The sequence below is a fragment of the Billgrantia gudaonensis genome, from assembly GCF_900100195.1.
Taxonomy (GTDB): domain Bacteria; phylum Pseudomonadota; class Gammaproteobacteria; order Pseudomonadales; family Halomonadaceae; genus Halomonas; species Halomonas gudaonensis.
The window spans coordinates 68,112-87,738 of record NZ_FNES01000012.1 but is presented as its reverse complement, the minus strand read 5'-3'; the positions used below and the strand labels follow the sequence as shown (position 1 = coordinate 87,738).

The window sequence follows — 19,627 nt, the reverse complement described above, 5'->3', positions numbered from 1 at the left end:
AGCAAGGCAGGGATGGCTAGCGCACGAATCAACGAAACAGGGGACGACCATGCGGGTCATTGTCGCAATAGGCGTGCTATTGATGCTGTCGAGCCCAGTATCGGCGGCGTTGACGGAGGGTGACGAGGTCCTGCCGCTGAGCAGGGAGCTGGAGCGCCAGTTGGAGGGGGAGAGCGACGAGCTTCAGGCTTTCTATGCTGCGCGAGACGCCCGACCCGCCTGGCAAAATGGCGAGCAGGTGGCAGCCTTCGCGGCGGCTCTGCACACTCTTGACCGTGACGGCCTCGATCCCCAGGACTACCGGCCCGATCGCCTGCTGGCGCAATATCGCCAGCTAGCGGCGGACGACGAGGCGCGGGCCCGCTTCGAGCTGGCGGCAAGCCGCTCATTGCTCACGGCTCTCGAACACCTGCAGCGCGGCAAGGTGGATCCCTACGCGATCGATCCCGCCTGGGAGGTGCCGATCAGGGCGCCGGCGCTGGATATGGCAAGCGTATCGCAAGCCGTCGACGGCCAGCGCTTCGAGCAGGCGTTCGAGCAGGCGCGGCCCGACTATGCCCCCTATGAGCGCCTGCGCGCGGGGCTGGCGCGCTACCGTAACATCCAGCGACTGGGCGGTTGGCCGACCCTGCCCGAGCGCGATGTCGCGCTGCGACCTGGCGACGTTCATGCCGACGTGGAGCGACTGCGTGAACGGTTGGCCATCATCGGTGAGCTGGAGGTGATGGCGGTCGATGCCGCTCAGGATAGGCCCGATCCGCAGCGCTTCGATGATGCCCTGGCCGCAGCGGTGAAGCGTTTTCAGCGGCGTCACCTGCTCGAGGTGGACGGCATCGTCGGTCGCGAGACTCGTGCCGCGCTCAACGTTCCGGTCGCGAGACGCATCGATCAGATCCGCCTCAACCTGGAGCGGGCACGCTGGCTTCTCCACGGACTGCCGGAGGTATTCGTGCTGGTGGACATCGCCGGCTACCGGCTGAGCTACTTCCGTCCCAGCGGTGATATCTGGCGATCGCGAATCGTGGTGGGACGCCCTTACCGGCGCACGCCGTCGCTGCGCTCCGAGATCACCCATCTGACCGTCAATCCTAGCTGGACGATTCCGCCGACCATCCTGCGCCAGGACGTACTTCCCAAGGTGCGCGAGGACCTGGGCTACCTGTGGCGGGAGCGCATTCAGGTGCTCAGCCCTTCCGGCGAGCCTCTCGATCCCTGGTCGATCGACTGGGCGAGCCCCGGCAACGTGATCCTGCGCCAGGCGCCGGGGCCCAACAATGCACTGGGACGCGTCGTGATCCGCTTTCCCAACGACCACCTGGTCTACCTGCACGACACCCCGGCGCAAGGATTGTTCGCTCGGCAGCAGCGTGCTTTCAGTTCCGGCTGCATTCGCGTCGAGCAGGCCGAGACCTTCGCTCAGAGGCTGCTCGACGACACGGGTACCGAGCGAAACCTGGCAGCGCTCATCGCCAGCGGAGATACCCGTAACGTGTCGCTGGCCCGGCACGTACCGGTGGTTCTCCACTACTGGACGGTGCATCCGTCCGAGGATGGTGCCCTGGCCTTCCGGCCGGATATCTATGATCGCGACGATGCGTTGCTCGAGGCACTGGATCGGCCACTGACTCCTTGACTCATCGATACCCCCTGGCCTGCAATCGGAACAGCCTGGCATACCGGCCGTTCTGCGCCATCAGGCTGGCATGGTCGCCGCGCTCGATGATCTCGCCGCCGTCGACCACCAGGATCTGGTCGGCGGCGCGCACCGTGGAGAAGCGATGCGAGATGAGCAAGGTCATCTTGTCGTGAGCATGCTCGCGGAACTGGGCATAGACTTCGGCTTCGGCGGCGGCGTCCATGGCGGCGGTGGGCTCGTCGAGCACCAGGATGTCGGCACCTGACCGCATGTAGGCCCGCGACAGGGCGATCTTCTGCCACTGGCCGCCGGAGAGCTCCTGGCCACCCTTGAACCAACGTCCCAGCTGGGTGTGATAGCCGCCGGGCATGTCGGCGATGAAGTCCTCGGCCAGGCCGCGACGGGCTGCCTCGCGCCAGCGCGCCTCGTCCTCGAAGGCGGCCACGTCGCCGGCGCCCAGATTCTCGCCGACCTTGAGCTGATAGCGTACGAAATCCTGAAAGATCACCCCGATGCGCCGACGCAGCGTGGCGATGTCCCAGTCGCGCAGATCGCTGCCGTCGAGCAGGATGCGTCCGTGGCTGGGCTCGTAGAGGCGGGTGAGCAGCTTGATGAGGGTGGTCTTGCCCGAGCCGTTGGCGCCCACCAGTGCCAGGCTCTGCCCCGGCGCCAGGTGCAACGTGATGTCTCTGAGGGCCGGCGTTTTCGCCCCGGGATAGGTGAAGCTCACCCGTTCGAAGCGGATACCGTCGCCGGGGCGCTCGCCCCGGGTGAGGGTGCCGGCGTCGCGGGGCGTTGGCTGCTCGAGGTATTCGTAGAGGTTGGAAAGGTAGAGGTTGTCTTCGTACATGCCGCTGATGGCGGTGAGGCTCGCCGACAGCGCCGCCTGTCCCTGCTTGAAGACCATCAGGTACATGGTCATCTCGCCCAGTGTCAGCGCGCCGGTGACGGTTTCGGCCACGACCCAGGCGTAGGCGGCGTAGAAGGCCAGGGTGCCCAGCAGACCGAGCAGAAAGCCCCAGGTTTCGCGGCGGATCGTCAGGCGCCGGTCCTCGGCGTAGAGGGTGTCGAAGATATCGCGATAGCGGCCCAGTAGCAGCGGCTCGAGGCCGAATAGCTTGACCTCCTTGATGCTGTCCTCGCGGGCCAGCACCGTTTCCAGGTACATCTGCATGCGGGTCTGTGGCGAGCGCCAGCGGAACAGGCGGAAAGCGTCGCCGGAGAACTTGGCCTCGGAAATGAACACCGGCAGGGCGCCGGTCACCAGAACGAGCAGTGCCCAGGGGGAGAACCCCACCAGCAATACGCCGAAACTGCCCAGGGAGATGGCGTTCTGGAGCAGGGCGAAAGTCTTGTTGACCAGGCCCAGCGGTCGGGTGGAGGCCTCGCGGCGGGCGCGGGTGAGCTTGTCGTAGAACTCCGAATCCTCGAATTGGGCTAGCGAGAGCGTGCCCGCCTTCTCGAGAATCATCACGTTGACCTTCTGGCCGAGCAGGGCGCGCAGCAGCGATTGCTGCGCCGAGAGTCCGCGCTGCGCCAGGGCGATGGCGGCGATGACGCCGGCCTCGGCGAGCACGTAGCGCAGCACGCCCCACCAGTCGACCTCGCCTGTGGCTTCGTGGCGCTCCATGGCCGCCACCACGGCATCGACGATCAGTTGGCCGAGCCAGGCAGCCACGGCCGGCAGCACCCCGGCAACCAGGGTGCAGAGGGCAAGCCCCAGCGTGAGCCAGCGTGACGTTTGCCAGACCAGCGTCAGGGCGCGGCGGCTGTAGCGGAAAACGCCGAAGAAGGCAGCGAGTCGGTTGTCGGGCGGTGGGGTTGGCAAGGCGCGTTGCCGACGAGGAGGGGACACTTGGAGCTCCGGTCAGGCGGCAGTCGCGGAAGCGATACGTCGATGCCCCGCTGGACGGCGGGGCATCGACAGGGCGCTCATGGGGCGATCAGCTATCGTCGTCGGCCGCCTCACGTTCGCTGGCGGTACTGGCCACCACCGGGCCGGTTTCGCCGCTCTCCAGAGTGGCCAGCAGAGGCTCGGCCTCGTTCTGGAAGGCCGCCAGCGCCTCGCCGGAGAGGCTCGTGTTCTCGGGCAGCGAGACTTTCATGGCATCCACCGCCGAGTCGTTGACATGGACCTCGTAGTGCAGGTGGGGGCCGGTGCTGCGGCCGGTGTTGCCGGAAAGGGCGATGCGCTCGCCCATGGTCACCCGCTCGCCACGGCTGACGAGCTGCCGTGACAGGTGCAGATAACGCGTGCGGTAGCCGTTGTCGTGACGGATCACCACGTAGCGACCGGCCAGAGGGTGGTTGCCGACCTTCTCGACGCGACCATTGGCCGGAGCGACGATCGGCGTGCCAATGGGCATGGCGAAGTCGGTGCCGCGGTGGGGGCTGATGCGCCCGGTCACCGGATGCTTGCGGTTGGGATTGAATGACGAACTCAGGCGATAGCTACCGTCAAAGGGGCGACGGCGGAAGGCCGGATCGAGACTCGCGCCATCCGGGGTGTAGAAGTTATTGTCGGCGCTGTTGCGCACCACCGTGAGGTTCATGCGCTCACCCAGGTACCGGACGGCCAGCACGCGGGAATCGAAGCTCTCGCCATCGATGACGTCGGATTCCACCAGGACCTGAAACTCGTCGCCGCGACGGGTGTCGCGGCGAAAGTCGAGTTTTTTCTCCAGGAGACGAGAGACTTGCGTAACCTCGCTGATGGAGAGGCCGGTGGCCTGCGCCGAACGCACGAAGCTGCCGCTGACGGTACCGGCGAACAGGCGCTGGGCTGCCTCGCCGGTGCGCTCGATGGTCGCCACGTCGAACGCCTCATCGGTACGTTCGACGATCACCCCTTCACGGCCGTTCTTCATCATGCGCAGCAGGGCCAGTTGGCCCTCTTCGTCGAGTTGGTACTCGAACTGGTTGCCGGGGCGCCAGTGAGTCAGCAGGCGCGGTTCGGGCAGGCTTTCCAGCAGCTCCATCGCCTCGCCATAGCCCAGGCCGAGGCGATTCTGGGCCAGCACGACGAAGGTGTCGCCGGACTCCACGGTGTAGGTCTCCCACTCGGGCACGTAGGGTTCGCTGGCGGCGATCTCCTCTTCGAGGATGATCGGGCCTTCGTCGAACAGCGCCAGCTCTTCGTCGGAGACGTCGTCGTAAGACGTGGCAGGCGTGTCGTCGCCTGCCGGTATCGAGTCGTCGAGCATGCCACTGGTCAGAGTGCCGAGAACCAGCGCAATGTGCAGTGCGGCGTCGTCGATCTGCGAGGGAGCGGTATCGCCTTCCTGCGTAGCTGGCGACAGGCCGGCCGTGAGTGGCTCGCCGGCCGTCTCTATATTCGGTTCGTCGTTGCCGGCGGGACTTTCCAGTTCGACGATTTCGCTGGGAACGAGCTGAGAGAGAGGAATCGTTTCGCGGGTAGCGTCGAGTGCCTGGCTGGCGACGGCAATGGCATCGGCGACGGGGAGGTGTTCGGTATTGAGGGAGGGGAGACCGGGGCGACTCTCGGGCGACAATGGCAGGAAGTGAGTGTCGGCAACCGGGTCCGGACCTTGGGTATCCCCTACCAGGGTGATGATCTTCTGAGCGCCCAGCACCGTGACCATGGTGGCAACGGGTAACAATAGCAACTTATGGGTGCGGGGCAGCGAATGGAGGATTCGCAACATGGGTATCGGCCATGACTAATAAGTGGAAAAAGCGAAAAAAGCCTCCGGAACCTTAACCCATGAAGTATGACCTGCCTAGTCTGTATATACATACATAAACCCCTTGCTCGTGCCCCGATAGGGCGGCACAAGCAAGGCGGTCTATGCGTGAACGCTGTTCCTTAACCAACTCCATTGAACGCGAACGGCGTTCGAAAGGCAACCCTATCCGCCTTGCGTGAAGGTGCCGTTACGGTAGTCTGCCAGCGCTCGTTCGATTTCGTGCATGTCGTTCATCACGAAGGGCCCATAGTGGGCGATGGGCTCACGATGGGGCGTGCCGGCGAGCAGCAACGCCTCGCCGCCGTGTCGGCTGGCCAGCGTCAGGGTATCGCCGGGCCCCAGGCGCGCCAGTTCGCCGGCTGCCACGCTTTCGTCGCCGATCTGCAGCTCGCCCTGGAAGACGTAGACCGCCAGGGTGTCGCTACGCAGCGAAAGCGACAGCCGCGCCCCCTCCGCGAGGCGCACATGGGCGATGGCAGCGCTGCCTGCAAGCGCGTCCAGAGGCCCCTCGACGGCTTCGCCGTCGTCGCGGCTCCAGCGCCCGCCCAGGGCGATCAGTTCGCTCCCCTCGGCAGTGAGGTGGGGCATGTCGGCGGCACGTACGTCGCGATAGGTGGCCGGCGACATCTTGTCGCGGGCCGCCAGGTTGAGCCACAGCTGAAAGCCGTGCAGCCCGTGGCTGTCGGTCAGCGGCATTTCGGAGTGCACGATGCCGCGTCCGGTATGCATCCACTGGGCATCGCCGGCGCGAATGGTGCTGGTGTGGCCGAGATGATCTTCGTGAGTCAACCCGCCGTGAATCACGTAGGTCAGGGTTTGGATGCCACGGTGAGGATGCGGCGGGAAGCCGCCCAGATAATCGTCGGCGCGGTCGGATCCCAGCTCGTCGAGCATCAGGAAGGGATCCAGTCCGCCGCCGAAGTCGTGGATGCGCTGGATCTTCACGCCGTCGCCGTCCTGGCTGGGGTGGCTGCGTAGGCGCCGATCGATCTGCCGGGTGCGTCCGGCGGTCAGGGTGTCATTCATGCGTTCATTCCCCGTCGTTGGGTTTACCTGGCATTCTAGGACGGCATTTTCGAAAATTAAGCGCATAGTTTCGCAGATACGATTCGAGGGATTCGAACATGTCGCGAGTGACCCTGGCCCAGTGGCAGATGTTGGCAGCGGTGGTGGAGCATGGCGGTTTCGCGCGCGCCGCGGAAGCCGTACACAAGAGCCCCTCGACGCTCAACCATGCCGTTCACAAGCTCGAGGAGCAGTTGGGCGTTCGAGTGCTGGAACCGGTGGGGCGTCAAGTGCGGCTCACCGAGGCCGGCGAGATGCTGCTGCGCCGGGCCCGTCAGCTGATCGAGAGCGCCGAGGCGCTGGAAGACGTCGCCGGTCGGCTCTCCGAGGGGCTGGAAGCCGAGGTGGTGCTGGCGGTGGACCAGATCTTTCCCGCCGATGCCCTGGCTCAGGCGCTGAGCCGCTTTTCGGCGGACTATCCCTACGTGCGCGTTCAGTTGCATGAGACCGTACTCAACGGCGGTGTCGAGATGCTCTACGACGGACGCGCCGATCTGGTGGTCTCGGGGATTGCCGCCCAGGGGTTCCTCGGCGAACCGCTGGTCACCGTGCGCTTTCATGCCGTAGCTCATCCCGACCACCCCCTGCACGGTCTGAGTCGCCCACTCGACCTGCGCGATCTTGCGCGGCATCGCCAGCTGGTGGTGCGCGACTCGGGGCAGCGTCAGTCGATGGATTCCGGCTGGCTCAAGGCCGAGCAGCGCTGGACGGTGAGCCACCTCGAGACTTCGTTGGACATGCTCGAGCGGGGCCTCGGTTTCGCCTGGATACCCGAGACGCGGTTGCGCGAAGCGCTGGCGGCAGGGCGGCTCAAGCCTTTGCCGTTGATGGCCGGCGGCGTGCGCGAGTACCCGGTGCAGTTGATCCATCGCGACCGGGATCGTGCCGGGCCGGCGACCCACGCGATGGCCGATGCGTTGAAACTCGCCGTCGTGGAAACCTGCAACGAGAGGCAACCGTTCGAGTCCGTCGAATGAACGAACGCAAAACTCGCGCTTGAGCGGCGGGCCCTTCGCCTTACCCTGTAGGCACATTCCCAATGAACGACGAGGTGACCATGGGCCTGCTGATCGACGGCGTCTGGCACGACCAGTGGTACGACACCGACAAGCACGGCGGTGAGTTCGTGCGCGAATCCGCGCAACTGCGCGACTGGATCACTCCTGACGGAAACGACGGCCCCGACGGCCAGCCCGGGCTGACCGCCGAGACCGGCCGCTACCACCTTTATGTCTCACTGGCTTGCCCCTGGGCTCACCGCACGCTGATCATGCGCCGGCTCAAGGGGCTCGACGCGCTGATCGGGGTTTCCCATGTCAGCCCGCTGATGCTCGATCAGGGCTGGACCTACCACGAAGCGGAAGGCTCCAGCGGCGACCCGGTGAACGGCGTGGCCTACCACCGCGAGCTCTACACTCTCACCGACCCACACTACACCGGTCGGGTCACCGTGCCGGTGCTGTGGGACAAGCACGAGGGGCGCATCGTCAACAACGAGTCGGCGGATATCGTGCGCATCTTCAACGGCGCCTTCGACGAGCTGACCGGCAATCGTCTCGACTTATATCCGTCGGACTTGCGCGAGACCATCGATGCGGTCAATGCCGACGTCTACGACAACGTCAACAACGGAGTCTACAAGTCAGGCTTCGCCACGCGGCAAGCGGTCTACGAGAAGCACGTGACGGCACTGTTCGAGGCGCTCGACCGCCTGGAAGCGCGCCTGGCGGAAAGCCGCTACCTGGCCGGCGAGTGGCTCACCGAAGCGGACATCCGTCTGTTCACCACTCTGGTGCGCTTCGATGCCGTCTATCATGGCCACTTCAAGTGCAACATCCGCCGCCTCGAGGACTACCCCAACCTCTCCAACTACCTGCGCGAGCTCTACCAATGGCCGGGCGTGAAAGAGACGGTGAACTTCGACCACATCAAGCGTCACTACTATTACAGCCACGACACCATCAACCCCACGCGCATCGTCCCAGTGGGACCGCGCCTCGAGCTCGAGCGTCCGCATGACCGCGAGCGGCTGCCGGGGAAGGGGATTCGCGAGAAAGCGTGAAGCCACGAGCCACGATCCACGGGTTTCGAGCCACGGGTTTCGAGTTGCGGGTTTCGAGGGGCGAGTTGGACGATTGCCCGCAGCCCGCAGCCCGCAGCCCGCAGCCCGCAGCCCGCAGCCCGCAGCCCGCAGCCCGCAGCCCGCAGCCCGCAGCCCGCAGCCCGAGCCCGCTTCAGGCGCGTTTCGCCAGCCAGCGATCCAGCGCATTGGCGAACTCGCGCCGGTCGCCGTCCGAATAGCCCTTGGGCCCGCCGGTGTGCTCGCCGCTGGCGCGTAGAGTCTCCATGAAGTCCCGCATTTGCACTCTGGCCTTGATGTTGCTCTGGTCGAGCATTTCGCCGCGGGTGGTCATCACCTTCGCTTCACGCTCGATGGCCGCCATGGCCAGCGGCAGGTCCGAGGTGATCAGCAAGTCGCCGCTCTGAATGCGCTCGACGATCTCGTCGTCGGCGGCGTCGAAGCCGCTGGCCACCGCCAGCGACTTGACCCAGCGCGATGGCGGCAAGGGGATCTGGTGATTGGCCACGAAGCAGGCCGGGGTCGCGGTACGTTCCGCGGCGCGCACGATGATGTCGCGAGCCGCCCTTGGGCAGGCGTCGGCATCGACCCAGAGTGTCGGCATGAGCGCTCCTGAAGAAAAGGATGGGCAGCGAAGGGCTGGTCACGAGGGGTGGGCAATGGTAGCATGCGCGCTCCTCGCATGTGCTGACCCTACCATCATGACGACGCCACTGCTGTCACCAGCAGGATCGGCGCCGAAACGCCAGGCAACAGTGACGCATGAACTGAGCCGCAGCGTTCGAATTGTGAAGATGGCGCGCCACCGAGATCCGCCAACCGGGCGAGATCGGCGCAGACGGTCGCCACAGCGGTCCTTGCCGATGGCGTGGACCCGATGCCAGGTGCGACCGGCGTCCCCGACTCCGATGTCCCGCGCTGCCCGTAGCGGTTGCAGCGCGCCTGAACGTATTGCACGCGTCAGGGACGCCACCGAACTTTCGCCGGTAACCCCGGCCTACCAAGGTGTGATTGATGACCTCGACTTCCGTCGCCTCGCCGAGCTTCGGCGACCTCGCTCTGCTGCCTGCCGTTCTCGCCGCCGTTGAGACCCAGGGCTACCAGACCCCTTCCCCCATCCAGGCCGAAACCATTCCGGCACTGCTGGAAGGGCGCGACATGCTGGGCCAGGCCCAGACCGGTACCGGCAAGACGGCAGCCTTCGCTCTGCCGCTGCTCTCGCGTCTCGAGCTGACCCGTCGCGAGCCGCAGGTGCTGGTGCTGGCGCCGACCCGTGAGCTGGCCCAGCAGGTGGCCGTCTCCTTCAGCAAGTACGGCCAGAACCTCAAGGGTCTGGAAGTGGCTACCCTGTGCGGCGGCATGGAGTATCGCGACCAGCTGCAGGCCCTCAAGCGCGGCGCCCAGGTGGTGGTAGGTACCCCCGGGCGAGTCATCGATCACCTGGATCGCGGCAGCCTCAAGCTCGAGGGTCTGAGCTCCCTGGTGCTGGACGAAGCCGACGAGATGCTGCGCATGGGCTTCATCGACGACGTCAAGCGCGTGGTCGCCGACACTCCCAAGGACGCCCAGCGGGTATTCTTCTCCGCCACTTTGCCGGCCGAGATCGAGCGCATCGTCAATCGCTACCTGGTGGATCCGGTGAAGGTGGCCATCGAGTCGCGCACCACCACGGGCGAGAACATCGAGCAGCGCCTGGTGCGTGTCGATGGCGGTGCCAAGCTGGAGGCCCTGGCACGCATTCTCGAGGTGGAACCGGTGGACGGTGCCATCGTCTTCGTGCGTACCCGCGCGGCCTGCACCACCCTGATGGAGCAGCTCTCCGCCCGCGGCATCAACGTGGCCAGCCTCTCCGGCGACTTGGATCAGAGCCTGCGCGAGCGCACCATCCAGCGCCTCAAGCGTGGCAAGGTCGATGTGCTGATCGCCACCGACGTGGCCGCTCGCGGCCTCGACGTGCCGCGCCTGACCCACATCATCAACTACGACCTGCCCCAGGACTCCGAGGCCTATACCCACCGCATCGGTCGCACCGGTCGCGCCGGGCGTACCGGTATCTCGATCACCTTCGTGGGCTTCCGTGAAGGTCGCAAGGTGGGCTGGATCGAGCAGGCCACCGGTCAGAAGATGACCGAGATGGAAGTGCCCGATGAAGCTGCCGTCCGCGCCCATCGCGACGAGGCGTTCCATCAGAAGGTGATCGCCGCCCTGACCGCCGGTGCCGAAGAGCAGCGCGCCTTGGTCGAGCGCCTGGTGGAAGAAGGCCACGATCCCATCGAACTGGCCTGTGCCTTCGCCCGTCTGGCGCGTGCCGACGAGGCACCCATCGGTCGTCTGCAGGCGCCGCGCAAGGAGCGCAGCGAGCGTGCCCCGCGCGACGGCAAGCCGCCGCGTCGCGACCGCGGCCCCAGCGAAGGCATGACGCGTTACCGCGTTGCCGTGGGCCACAAGGACGGCGTCAAGCCGGGCCAACTGGTCGGGGCGCTGGCCAACGAGGGCGGTATCGAGGGCAATCGCATCGGCCGCATCGACATCCGCAATGCCTTCTCCGTGGTCGAGCTGCCCAGCTCGCTGCCGGCCAGCATTCTGGCCAAGATGGCTCGCGCCCGGGTGGCCGGCCGCCCGCTGGAGATCCGCGAGGACAACGGTTCGCCCGAGCGCGCTCCGCGTCGACGCATCGATGGCGAGGCGCCGATCCGCCGCCGCGACCGCGCCTGATCGCTGCCGGGGGCTCTCCCGGCCGCTTTCGCACAGCGCCCCCGCACCGCCTACGGTGCGGGGGCGCTGTCGCTTTGGGGGGTACCGCCCAGAATGGAGTGCCGCCTGGTGGCGATGTCAGGCGTGGCCGAGTCGCTCGCCCAGCGCCACCATGAAGCGTTCGCCGGCCTCGAGCTGTTCGCGCTCGATGTACTCGTCCGGCTGGTGGGCCTGACCGATGCTACCTGGGCCGCAGATCACCGTGGGCAGCCCCTCGCGCTGGAACTGCCCGGCCTCGGTGGCGTAAGCCACGGCGCCGGCCGGGCGCTCGCCCAGCAGCTCGTGGCACAGGCTGAGCACCTCGGCGTTGTTGTCGTCGGCCAGCGCCGGCACCGTGACGTTGAGCGCCTCGGTGGCGATGCCGGCTTCCGGTGCCCGGCGGCGCATTTCGGCTTGCAGTTCGGCGGCATAGGCATCGACCCGACCGAGCAGATCCTCGAAACGATCCTGGGGCAGGTGGCGAATCTCCCATTCGAAGGTGCACTCCCTAGCCATGATGTTGATCGCCGTGCCACCAGCGATCTTGCCCACGTGCAGGCTTGAGTGGACCACGTTGAAAGCCTCGTCGACTCGCCCCTCGGCCTTGAGCTCGGCCATCACGTCCTCGATCTTGGTCACCAGCCGTGCGGCGACGTGAATCGCCGAGACGCCCTGATCGACCTGGCTGGAATGGCTGGCCCGCCCGGTCACCGTGGTGCGTAGGTTGGTGGCGCCCTTGTGGGCGACCACCGGCTGCATCAGCGTCGGCTCGCCGACGATCACCGCGGCGGGGCGTGGGTGGTCGGCCAGCAGCCGTTCGATCATGCGTGGGGCACCGATGCAACCCACCTCCTCGTCGTAGGAGAACGCCAGCCAGATGGGCTTCTCCAGTCGGCGACCCGTCCAGCTAGGCACCTGAGCCAGTGCGCAGGCGAGGAAACCCTTCATGTCGCAGGTGCCGCGGCCGTAGAGGCGGCCATCGCCCTTGTCGACCAGGGTGAAGGGGTCGCTGGACCAGGGCTGGCCGTCCACCGGCACCACGTCGGTATGGCCGGAAAGCACCACGCCGCCTGCTGTTGCTGGGCCGATGCGGGCCAGCAGGTTGGCCTTGCTCACATCGTCGCTTTCGATGCGCCAGTGCTCGACGTCGTGTTCGTCGAGAAAGGCTTCCACCCACTCGATTAGGGCAAGGTTGGAATCACGCGACACGGTGGCAAAGCCCACCAGGCGTTCCAGGATCTCGGTGGCAGTCATTGGCGCTCCTCGTGCAGCATGCGCGACGATGTCAGGGTCGATGATGCCGAGCCTACCACGATGCCGGGGCGAGGGGAGACGGGTGTGGATCCGCGGTGGGGAAGGGAACGTGAATCGACCGAAGCCACTCCAATGGAGTTGGACGTTCGCGATGTTCACCCACCGCCCGCAACCCTCCGAGGAGGATGCCATGAGTTACGTCGACGGCTTCGTCATACCGGTACCCCTCGGCCGCCTGGACGATTACCTGCGCCTGGCCCGTCGAGCCGGTGAGATCTGGAAGGAGTACGGCGCCTTGGAGTACGTCGAGTGCGTTGGCGACGACCTGCGCCCCGGAGAGCGCGCTTCGTTTTCGCAAAACGTCGAGCTCGAGCCTGGCGAAACGGTGATCTTCGCCTGGGTACGCTACGCTTCCCGCGAGGATCGCAACCGCATTCTGGAGCAGGTCATGAACGACCCGCGCCTTGCCGACATGGTGGACCACGCCAAGCTGCCCTTCGACGTCGAGAGGCTGTTCTGGGGCGGGTTCATGGAGCGGATTCGGCTTTGAGCTCGCCCATGTCCGCTCACCGTGAGGGCTGTAACCGGAACCTGATACGCCGTGCCGCTACGTCCCGCTGTCTGCCTCGTCCGTGCAGCCAGGCTCGCGGCTTCATCGGGCCTCGGCGCCGAGGACATGCAGCTTGCGAAACCATTTGTCGCGCGTGGCATCGCTCATCGTTTCGACGCTGCCGATCAGCGTTTCGCGAACCGGTGACATACCGACGAAACCGAGGATGTTGCGCTCCAGCGATTTGACGCTATGGGCCCGGTAGAGGTGGCGGTAGATCGGTGCCGGCATGCCCATGGTCACCACCACCCGCGCCGAACGCCCGGTCAGGCCTTTCCTGCCCAGCGGATTGCCCTCTACGTACTCGAAGGCGAAGCCGGGGCGCAACGCCTGTTCCAGGAAGGCCTTGACCATGGCTGGCATGTCGCCAAGCCACAGCGGAAAGAACAGCACCAGGTGTCGGCACCAGCCGATGTCCTGCTGTGCAGCCGCCAGCGATGTGGGTAGTGGAGATTCTTTCCACTCCTGCGGGCTGCGCAGCAGCGGAAACTCGAGTGTTGCCAGGTCGATCTGGCGCACGTCATGGCCGCTTTCTTCGGCGCCGTTGCGGTAACGGTTGGCCAGTGCATGGCACAGGTGGGTGGTACCGTTGTCGGGGTGTCCTTGCAGGATCAGGATTCGTTGGCTCATGGCGGCGGGTTCTCGAGGCAAGCTGAGGGAGGGCCTGATAGTCAGCCTAGCCGTACGGTGAGAACTCGGACTTGATCGATATCAGCTGGCCGTCTCGTTCCTGCCATCGCCATGTCGTTCGTGTGTCCCTGAGCTCGGCGGTGCAGCCGCGGGGCGCGGCATTCGGGAGGCCACCTGGTCGGGCTGAACTACGCTACGAACAGCGGTATCGCGACGCCCAGGCGTGAGATGCTGGAACTCTTCCTGGTGCGCCACACCCAATAAGCGTGTCCGTGGCGACAGGGCAGGCATTGCGTCGACGCCTGACGGACGAGCGCCCATTGTTCATGACTCCAGGGAGACCACTATGTTGGAGTTCATTACCCACCCGGCGGAACACGTGGTGGCCATGAAGGTCGGCGGGGTCGTCACGGCCCGGGAGCTGCAGCAGGCCATCGACGCCATCGAAGCTGCCAAGCGCAGCCACCCTCGCGTCAGCCTGCTGGTCGAGCTCGACGACCTGCGCTGGATGACCCTCACCGCTCTGCTGAAGGATCTCGGCTACGGCCTGACTCAGCTCGGCGACCTCGATCGCTACCATCGCGCCGCCGTGATCACCGACAAGGAGTGGATCAAGCATGTCGCCCACCTGGAGGATCGGCTCTTCAGGGCGTTGGAGGTGCGTACCTTCCCCCACCGCGAGTATGCCGCCGCCAAGCAATGGGTCGGCGAGTTGCCCAAGGGGGACCATGCGAACCCGGAAGAAGATGGCTACCACGGCGCTTGATGTCGCCGAGTCTGCTTCAGCCCAGGCTTCGCGGGTCAGCGTGGCCCGGCCACCATCCGCCCTCCCGAATCGCCGGACACCCGGTGACGTCGGGGTTGTAGAGGTAGAGCCAGGCGGCGCCGTAGGACGTGCGGTGGATGGTGCGGTCGTAGAGCCCGGTCGAAGGCCGGCGCACTCGGTAGTCTTCGAGGCGGTCGAGGCCGGCGAGCAGGCGGGCATCGACCCGGTACACCTCCACCTCGATCCCGTTCGAGGGTTCGAGCTTGGCGCCGGGGCAGGGCCCTAGGTCGTAGAGGGTGGCGCCGGTCAGGGTATCGCTGCCGATATAGTCGGCGCCTTCCAGCCAGTGATGGTTGCGCAGCCCGCGCTTGAGGGTGCCGTAGACGGCCACCAGTGGGGTACGGGTAACGGCGAGGGCTGGGGTGTGCATCGTCAAGGGCCTCCTGAATGCGTCGTCGTCGGGTTCGGTCCCGGTCGCCCATGTTGGACTCGCGATAGGGTCCGACGTGCCTCCGGAACGGTCATGTGCTGACCAGCCTGGCTCGGCTGGTGCCGTTGCCCTCTGGCTGCACCTGGATCTGGACCGGAATGCGTTCGTGCATCTCCTGCACGTGGGAGATGACCCCCACGCGGCGGCCCAATGCCTGCAGGCCGTCCAAGGCTTCCATGGCCAGCGCCAGCGACTGCGGGTCGAGGCTGCCGAAACCCTCGTCGATGAACAGCGACTCGATCGTCAGCTCGCCGGAGGCCATGGAGGCCAACCCCAACGCCAGGGCCAGCGAGACCAGAAAGGTCTCGCCGCCGGAAAGGGAGTGCACCGAGCGGCGTTCGTCGGCCATGTCTCGATCCTCGACCAGCAGGCCGAGTTCGCTGCCGCCGCGAATCAACCGGTAGCGGCGGCTCAGCCCGGCCAGGTGGAGGTTGGCGTGCTCCAGCAACTGCTCGAGATTGTAGGCCTGGGCGATGCGCCGGAAGGTCTTGCCGTCGGCGGAGCCGATCAACTCGTCGATCCGGCCCCAGCGGCGATGCTCGTGCCGAGCGGCTTTCAACTCGGCCTGGGCTGCTTGCTGACGTTGCCGGCGTCGGTCGTCGTCGCGCAGGGCGTGAATGGCTTCGTCGCGGACCTGCTGGGCTTCCTCGAGCCGTGGTGCCAGGGCCTTCCGGGCTTCGTCCAGTGCTGTCCGGCGGCGCTGGATCTCGGCCTCCACTTCTTCTTGCAGCAGGGTTTCGTCGCCCGTGTCGGCGTCGGCCAGCCGCTGGTCGCGACGGTGTGCAATCAACGCCGTTCGACGCTCGGCTAGGCTGGCGTGGGTGCGTTGGCGCGCCGCCTCGGCCGCGTCCAGTTGCTGCTCCTGGCGCCCGGCCTCGTCCTCCGGCTGGGCGAGCAGCCGCGCCAGGGTGGCGTCGTCTAGCTCGGCGTGGGCCTGGCGCCATTCGGTCAGTTCGCGCTCCAACGCTCGCTGCTCATCGCGAAGCCGAGCGAGTCGTTCAGCCTCGTGTTGCGCCTGCTGGGCGAGGCGTTGGTGCGCTTGCTGGGCGGCAGTGCAATGCATCTGGGCCTCGTCGCGCGCCTGGCGTGCCTGCTCCTGATGCCGGTCCAACCGTTGCTGCCAGGCGTCCGGCGAGGGGTGATCGCCGAGCAGGGCCTCGAGTTCGGTACGGGTCGCGTCGTGGTGCTGGCGCAGGGGAGGGAGCCGGTCGGCCAGTTTCGCCCGTTCGTCGTCGAGAGCCGTTTGCTGTGCCTGGAGCCGGGTGAGCGCGAGCTCGATCTGGCGCAGTTCGTCCTCCAGCGGGGCCAATTCGGCTTCGGCCTGGCTCAACTGCTGCAGCGTCTCTGCGTTGCGCCGTTGTGCCGCCTCGCAGGCTTGCTGCCGATTGGCGAGCCAGACGTCGCGCTCGGCGGCGTCGATGGCGGCCAGTTCGTCATGCTGCGGATGGTCGGCCAGTGTCTGCCGGGCATCGGCCAGGCGCCGTTCCACTTCCTTCAGGTCGTTGCGCCGCTGCGCCAGTGCGGTCTCCAGGGCACGGTACTCGCCCAACAGTTCGTCGCGCTCCTGCTGGGCCTGGTCGCGCTGCTGCTGCGCTTGGGTCAGTTGCTCGTCTTCCGCCTTCTGCTGAGCGGCGAGTTGGGCCGCTTCGGGGGTGGCCGGGGGCTGGTGGCGCCAGGGGTGATCGAGGCCGCCGCACACCGGGCAGGGGTCGCCCTCGCGGAGGCCTTCGCGCAACGTCGCCACGCTTTCGCTGCGCACGGCGCGGCTACGTTCGATCAGGGCGGAGACGCTGTCTAAGTGGGCCTGGGCCGAGTCGAGACGTTGGCGAGCCGCCTGGCCCCGTTCCCGAAGCCGTGCCTGGCGCCGCTCGTCTTCCTCGATCCGCCGGTTAAGCTGGCGGTGTGTCTCCTCGGCGCGGCGCGTCTCCTGCCAACGGCTGGCCAGCTGGCCGAGGGCCAGGCCACATGCGGCGGCCCGTTCCCGGTCGTGTTGGATCGCCTGGCGGGCGCGCTCCAGTGTCTCGTGATTGCCCATCAACTGGCGCTGGGCGGTTTGCCATCGGTCGCGCCGTCGAATGAGCTGCTGCTGTTCGTCTTCGGTACGCCGGCGCCGTTCGGCGAGTTGCGCGGCCTGGCGTTCGTGTTCCTGGCGGGTCTTTTCGGATTCGGCCAACTGATGCTCGAGGGTGGCGAGTGCCTGGGCATGCTCGCGGGCCTGGCGCAAGGCGGGTTCGGCTCGTTGACGCGCCTGGATGGCTTCATTCAGCGCCCGTTCGGCCCGGTCTTGCCGTTCGGTGGCGGTCTGCTGCTGGGACTTGGCTTCCTCCAGCGCTTGGCAAGTGGCGGCGTGGCTCTCCTCCAGCGTGGCGATCTCGCCGGGCAGTTCGGCCTGGCGCATGAGGCGATGGCGCTGAGGGGCGAGCAGGCGGCGCCATTGCCGGTCGGTGCGAGCGCCTGCCAGCGCCTGCCATTCGCTTTCGGCCGCCAGCTTTCGTTGGTACCCCTCGTCGTACGCCAGGCGCAGTTGGTCGTCCGTGGCGTGCCATTGCTGCTGCGCCTCCAGACGTTTGGCCTCCTGCCGTACGTCGGTGAGCCGGACCTCGGCTTCCTCGGCGTTGCGCTCCAGTTCGCTGCGCGTTTCAGGCTCGGCGGGCAGGTCGTCGGCGAGTTTGGCCTCGAGGGCGTGCACCGTTCGTTTGGCCTCGCGGGCGCGGCGATAGGCGGCCATGGAGATCGCTGAATACTCTGCGGTGCCGGTCAGGCGTTCGAGCAGGTCGCTGCGCTCGTTGTCGTCGGCCTGAAGGAAGGCGGCGAATTCGCTCTGGGCGAGCAGCACGGCGCGGGTGAACTGATCGAAGGTCAGCCCCAGGCGCTCCGGCAGCAGGCGGTCGAATTCGCGCTTCTGGGTGGTGAGCAGGCGCTCGTCTTCCAGGTCGGTGAGCGATTGCTCAGCGGCCTGGAGCCGGCCGTCGGCCTTGTGGCGGGCGCGCCGCACCGCCCAGCGGGCTCGGTAGCGGCGTCCGTCGCGGCACAGGAAGTCCACCTCGGCATGGCCGCCTGCGGTGCCTCGGCGGAGCAGGGTGCGCGGGTCGGCGGTGTTCACCGTCTCGCCCGCTACGTCGGGCAGCGGCGCCTCGCGACCCGGCGCCTGACGCAGCCGCGGCGTGCTGCCGAAGAGCGCCAGGCAGAGGGCATCGAGCAGGGTGCTCTTGCCGGCGCCGGTGGGGCCGGTAATGGCGAACAGCCCCGCCTCGGCCAGCGGCGGCGCGGTGAAGTCCAGCTCCAATGGGCCGGGCAGGGAGGCGAGGTTGGCCAGGCGCAGGGCGAGGATCTTCATCGGCGTTCATCCCCTTGATCGTCCAGCACCTCCTGTTGCAGGCGGTCGAAGTCGGCCAGTACCCGTTCATCCGGCGGTTCGCCCCAGCGAGCCTGCCAGGTACGCTCGAAGAGCTTGCGAGGGCCGAGAGCCTCGAGATCGACCCGAGCCGGCGCAGCTCCGTCCTCGCTTCGCGGCAGGCGACGTTCCAGCCGGAGCAGGCGCACGGCCTTGCCTTTCAGCGCGGCTTCGACCCTGGCCCGAAGGTCGGGAACCGGGGCTTCGAGCGCGACGCGCACCTCCAACCAGGGCCAGTGCTGCCTATCCAGCGCTGGGTCGTGCTCCAGGGCTTCGAGCTCGGCGAGCACCGTTTCGAGCGGTGCGGGGCCGATGCGGTGCATGGCCACCGGGCGGGGCACGGGCAGCGTTTCGATGTCGGCCAGTCGTGCGCCTTCCAGCCGGACCTCGACCACTTGGTGGGGGTAGTGCGTCTCGCTGAAGTCCAGCGGCAGGGGGCTGCCGCTGTAGCGGATGCGCGACTCGCCGACCTGCTGGGCGCGATGCAGGTGCCCCATCGCCACGTAGGCGATGTCGGCGGGAAAGAGCGCGGCGGAGATCGATTCCTCGCCGCCGATGACGATGGGCCGCTCACTGGCCTCGGAGACGGCGGCGCCGCGCAGGTGGGCATGGCTCATGGCCACCAGCGCCTGGTTCGGCTGGCGGCGCTGGCGTGCGGCGGCGATCAGTTGCTCGTGCACGCGGGTGATGCCGGCCAGGTAGTCGTTCGGCGCTTCGCCGGCGTCGCCTTCGGCCTGGCCGCCGCGGCCGGTGACTTCGGCGGGGCGCAGGAAGGGCAACGCCAGGCACCAGGCGCGGGTCTCGCCGGTGACATCGGTGAGCGGTACCAGCAGGCGTTGGGCGTCCAGGCTGCCGTCGTCGAGCCAGCTCACCCGGCCCAGGGCGTGGGTACGCAGGCGGCGCATCAGCGGGGCGGGCAGTTCGATGCGGTTGCCGCTGTCGTGGTTGCCGGCGATCAGCACGATGTCGAGTGAGGGCAGGCGTTCGTGGGCAGTGACGATGAAGTCGTACAGCAGCTCCTGGGCGGCCAGCGAGGGGTTGACCACGTCGAAGAGGTCGCCGGCCACCAGCAGGGCATCGGCGCGGCGCGCTTCCAGGGTATCGAGCAGCCAGGCGAGGAAGGCGCGATGCTCGGCATGGCGCTCCTGGCCGTGGAAGCTCTGACCGAGGTGCCAGTCGGCGGTGTGGATCAGTGTGAGCATGGCCCCTCCGGTGTTCCATCACTCGGCAAAAGCCGTAGTCTAACCCGAGGGACGCCGACG

Annotated in this window: 15 protein-coding genes; 6 read left to right on the top strand and 9 right to left on the bottom strand. The window is 67.0% G+C overall.

Features of this window, described 5'->3' with window-relative positions; translation table 11 throughout:
• The first annotated feature begins 49 nt into the window (after window positions 1-49).
• A complete protein-coding gene (locus BLP96_RS14160; RefSeq protein WP_176761531.1) occupies window positions 50-1,633 on the top strand; it encodes a L,D-transpeptidase family protein in 1,584 nt (527 codons plus the stop codon).
• Window position 1,634: 1 nt separating this feature from the next.
• On the opposite strand, the gene BLP96_RS14155 is transcribed toward BLP96_RS14160, so the two are convergent.
• The 3 genes from BLP96_RS14155 to BLP96_RS14145 all read right to left on the bottom strand — a co-directional run bounded on the left by BLP96_RS14155 (window position 1,635) and on the right by BLP96_RS14145 (window position 6,369).
• Window positions 1,635-3,491 carry an ABC transporter ATP-binding protein gene (locus BLP96_RS14155; RefSeq protein ID WP_422666824.1) on the bottom strand — a complete coding sequence of 619 codons (1,857 nt, stop codon included), beginning with the start codon at window positions 3,489-3,491 and terminating at the stop codon, window positions 1,635-1,637.
• An 88-nt stretch (window positions 3,492-3,579) separates the two neighbouring features.
• Window positions 3,580-5,301 carry a peptidoglycan DD-metalloendopeptidase family protein gene (locus BLP96_RS14150; RefSeq protein ID WP_089687257.1) on the bottom strand — a complete coding sequence of 574 codons (1,722 nt, stop codon included), beginning with the start codon at window positions 5,299-5,301 and terminating at the stop codon, window positions 3,580-3,582.
• Window positions 5,302-5,505: 204 nt separating this feature from the next.
• Window positions 5,506-6,369 carry a pirin family protein gene (locus BLP96_RS14145; RefSeq protein WP_089687255.1) on the bottom strand — a complete coding sequence of 288 codons (864 nt, stop codon included), beginning with the start codon at window positions 6,367-6,369 and terminating at the stop codon, window positions 5,506-5,508.
• Between the two features lie 98 nt (window positions 6,370-6,467).
• Between BLP96_RS14145 and BLP96_RS14140 the strand changes: the two genes are divergently transcribed.
• Both BLP96_RS14140 and BLP96_RS14135 read left to right on the top strand, forming a co-directional pair.
• On the top strand, window positions 6,468-7,385 hold the full coding sequence (locus BLP96_RS14140; protein WP_089687253.1) for a LysR family transcriptional regulator: 918 nt from the start codon (window positions 6,468-6,470) through the stop codon (window positions 7,383-7,385).
• Window positions 7,386-7,465: 80 nt separating this feature from the next.
• On the top strand, window positions 7,466-8,470 hold the full coding sequence (locus BLP96_RS14135; RefSeq protein ID WP_089687327.1) for a glutathione S-transferase family protein: 1,005 nt from the start codon (window positions 7,466-7,468) through the stop codon (window positions 8,468-8,470).
• A 172-nt stretch (window positions 8,471-8,642) separates the two neighbouring features.
• On the opposite strand, the gene BLP96_RS14130 is transcribed toward BLP96_RS14135, so the two are convergent.
• Window positions 8,643-9,092 carry a YaiI/YqxD family protein gene (locus BLP96_RS14130; RefSeq protein WP_089687251.1) on the bottom strand — a complete coding sequence of 150 codons (450 nt, stop codon included), beginning with the start codon at window positions 9,090-9,092 and terminating at the stop codon, window positions 8,643-8,645.
• 410 nt (window positions 9,093-9,502) lie between these two features.
• On the opposite strand from BLP96_RS14130, the gene BLP96_RS14125 reads away from it, so the two are divergent.
• A complete protein-coding gene (locus BLP96_RS14125; RefSeq protein ID WP_089687249.1) occupies window positions 9,503-11,203 on the top strand; it encodes a DEAD/DEAH box helicase in 1,701 nt (566 codons plus the stop codon).
• 117 nt (window positions 11,204-11,320) lie between these two features.
• Here the strand turns inward: BLP96_RS14125 and argE are convergent, their stop codons facing one another.
• Window positions 11,321-12,475, bottom strand: coding sequence for an acetylornithine deacetylase (gene argE / locus BLP96_RS14120; RefSeq protein WP_089687247.1), 1,155 nt, complete (start codon window positions 12,473-12,475; stop codon window positions 11,321-11,323).
• Window positions 12,476-12,665: 190 nt separating this feature from the next.
• Here argE and BLP96_RS14115 point away from each other — a divergent pair, with 190 nt between their 5' ends.
• A complete protein-coding gene (locus BLP96_RS14115; protein WP_089687325.1) occupies window positions 12,666-13,025 on the top strand; it encodes a DUF1428 domain-containing protein in 360 nt (119 codons plus the stop codon).
• A gap of 102 nt (window positions 13,026-13,127) precedes the next feature.
• Here the strand turns inward: BLP96_RS14115 and BLP96_RS14110 are convergent, their stop codons facing one another.
• Window positions 13,128-13,715 carry an NAD(P)H-dependent oxidoreductase gene (locus BLP96_RS14110; RefSeq protein WP_089687245.1) on the bottom strand — a complete coding sequence of 196 codons (588 nt, stop codon included), beginning with the start codon at window positions 13,713-13,715 and terminating at the stop codon, window positions 13,128-13,130.
• A 346-nt stretch (window positions 13,716-14,061) separates the two neighbouring features.
• Between BLP96_RS14110 and BLP96_RS14105 the strand changes: the two genes are divergently transcribed.
• Window positions 14,062-14,481: a SpoIIAA family protein gene (locus BLP96_RS14105; RefSeq protein WP_089687242.1), complete on the top strand. Its 420-nt coding sequence runs from the start codon at window positions 14,062-14,064 to the stop codon at window positions 14,479-14,481.
• A gap of 16 nt (window positions 14,482-14,497) precedes the next feature.
• Here the strand turns inward: BLP96_RS14105 and BLP96_RS14100 are convergent, their stop codons facing one another.
• The 3 genes from BLP96_RS14100 to BLP96_RS14090 all read right to left on the bottom strand — a co-directional run bounded on the left by BLP96_RS14100 (window position 14,498) and on the right by BLP96_RS14090 (window position 19,567).
• On the bottom strand, window positions 14,498-14,911 hold the full coding sequence (locus BLP96_RS14100; protein WP_089687240.1) for a gamma-glutamylcyclotransferase family protein: 414 nt from the start codon (window positions 14,909-14,911) through the stop codon (window positions 14,498-14,500).
• A gap of 91 nt (window positions 14,912-15,002) precedes the next feature.
• A complete protein-coding gene (locus BLP96_RS14095; protein WP_089687238.1) occupies window positions 15,003-18,308 on the bottom strand; it encodes an AAA family ATPase in 3,306 nt (1,101 codons plus the stop codon).
• Window positions 18,305-19,567: an exonuclease SbcCD subunit D gene (locus BLP96_RS14090; protein WP_089687236.1), complete on the bottom strand. Its 1,263-nt coding sequence runs from the start codon at window positions 19,565-19,567 to the stop codon at window positions 18,305-18,307. The genes BLP96_RS14095 and BLP96_RS14090 overlap by 4 nt, the downstream gene beginning before the upstream one ends.
• Window positions 19,568-19,627 lie beyond the last annotated feature (60 nt).

What these genes read in the sequence shown, in the direction of transcription:
- BLP96_RS14115 (WP_089687325.1), top strand. Translation starts at nt 12,666, where the DNA reads ATGAGTTACGTCGACGGCTTCGTCATACCGGTACCCCTCGGCCGCCTG.
- BLP96_RS14135 (WP_089687327.1), top strand. Translation starts at nt 7,466, where the DNA reads ATGGGCCTGCTGATCGACGGCGTCTGGCACGACCAGTGGTACGACACC.
- BLP96_RS14160 (WP_176761531.1), top strand. Translation starts at nt 50, where the DNA reads ATGCGGGTCATTGTCGCAATAGGCGTGCTATTGATGCTGTCGAGCCCA.
- BLP96_RS14125 (WP_089687249.1), top strand. Translation starts at nt 9,503, where the DNA reads ATGACCTCGACTTCCGTCGCCTCGCCGAGCTTCGGCGACCTCGCTCTG.
- BLP96_RS14130 (WP_089687251.1), bottom strand. Translation starts at nt 9,092, where the DNA reads ATGCCGACACTCTGGGTCGATGCCGACGCCTGCCCAAGGGCGGCTCGC.
- BLP96_RS14145 (WP_089687255.1), bottom strand. Translation starts at nt 6,369, where the DNA reads ATGAATGACACCCTGACCGCCGGACGCACCCGGCAGATCGATCGGCGC.
- BLP96_RS14150 (WP_089687257.1), bottom strand. Translation starts at nt 5,301, where the DNA reads ATGTTGCGAATCCTCCATTCGCTGCCCCGCACCCATAAGTTGCTATTG.
- argE (WP_089687247.1), bottom strand. Translation starts at nt 12,475, where the DNA reads ATGACTGCCACCGAGATCCTGGAACGCCTGGTGGGCTTTGCCACCGTG.
- BLP96_RS14140 (WP_089687253.1), top strand. Translation starts at nt 6,468, where the DNA reads ATGTCGCGAGTGACCCTGGCCCAGTGGCAGATGTTGGCAGCGGTGGTG.
- BLP96_RS14095 (WP_089687238.1), bottom strand. Translation starts at nt 18,308, where the DNA reads ATGAAGATCCTCGCCCTGCGCCTGGCCAACCTCGCCTCCCTGCCCGGC.
- BLP96_RS14110 (WP_089687245.1), bottom strand. Translation starts at nt 13,715, where the DNA reads ATGAGCCAACGAATCCTGATCCTGCAAGGACACCCCGACAACGGTACC.
- BLP96_RS14100 (WP_089687240.1), bottom strand. Translation starts at nt 14,911, where the DNA reads ATGCACACCCCAGCCCTCGCCGTTACCCGTACCCCACTGGTGGCCGTC.
- BLP96_RS14105 (WP_089687242.1), top strand. Translation starts at nt 14,062, where the DNA reads ATGTTGGAGTTCATTACCCACCCGGCGGAACACGTGGTGGCCATGAAG.
- BLP96_RS14090 (WP_089687236.1), bottom strand. Translation starts at nt 19,567, where the DNA reads ATGCTCACACTGATCCACACCGCCGACTGGCACCTCGGTCAGAGCTTC.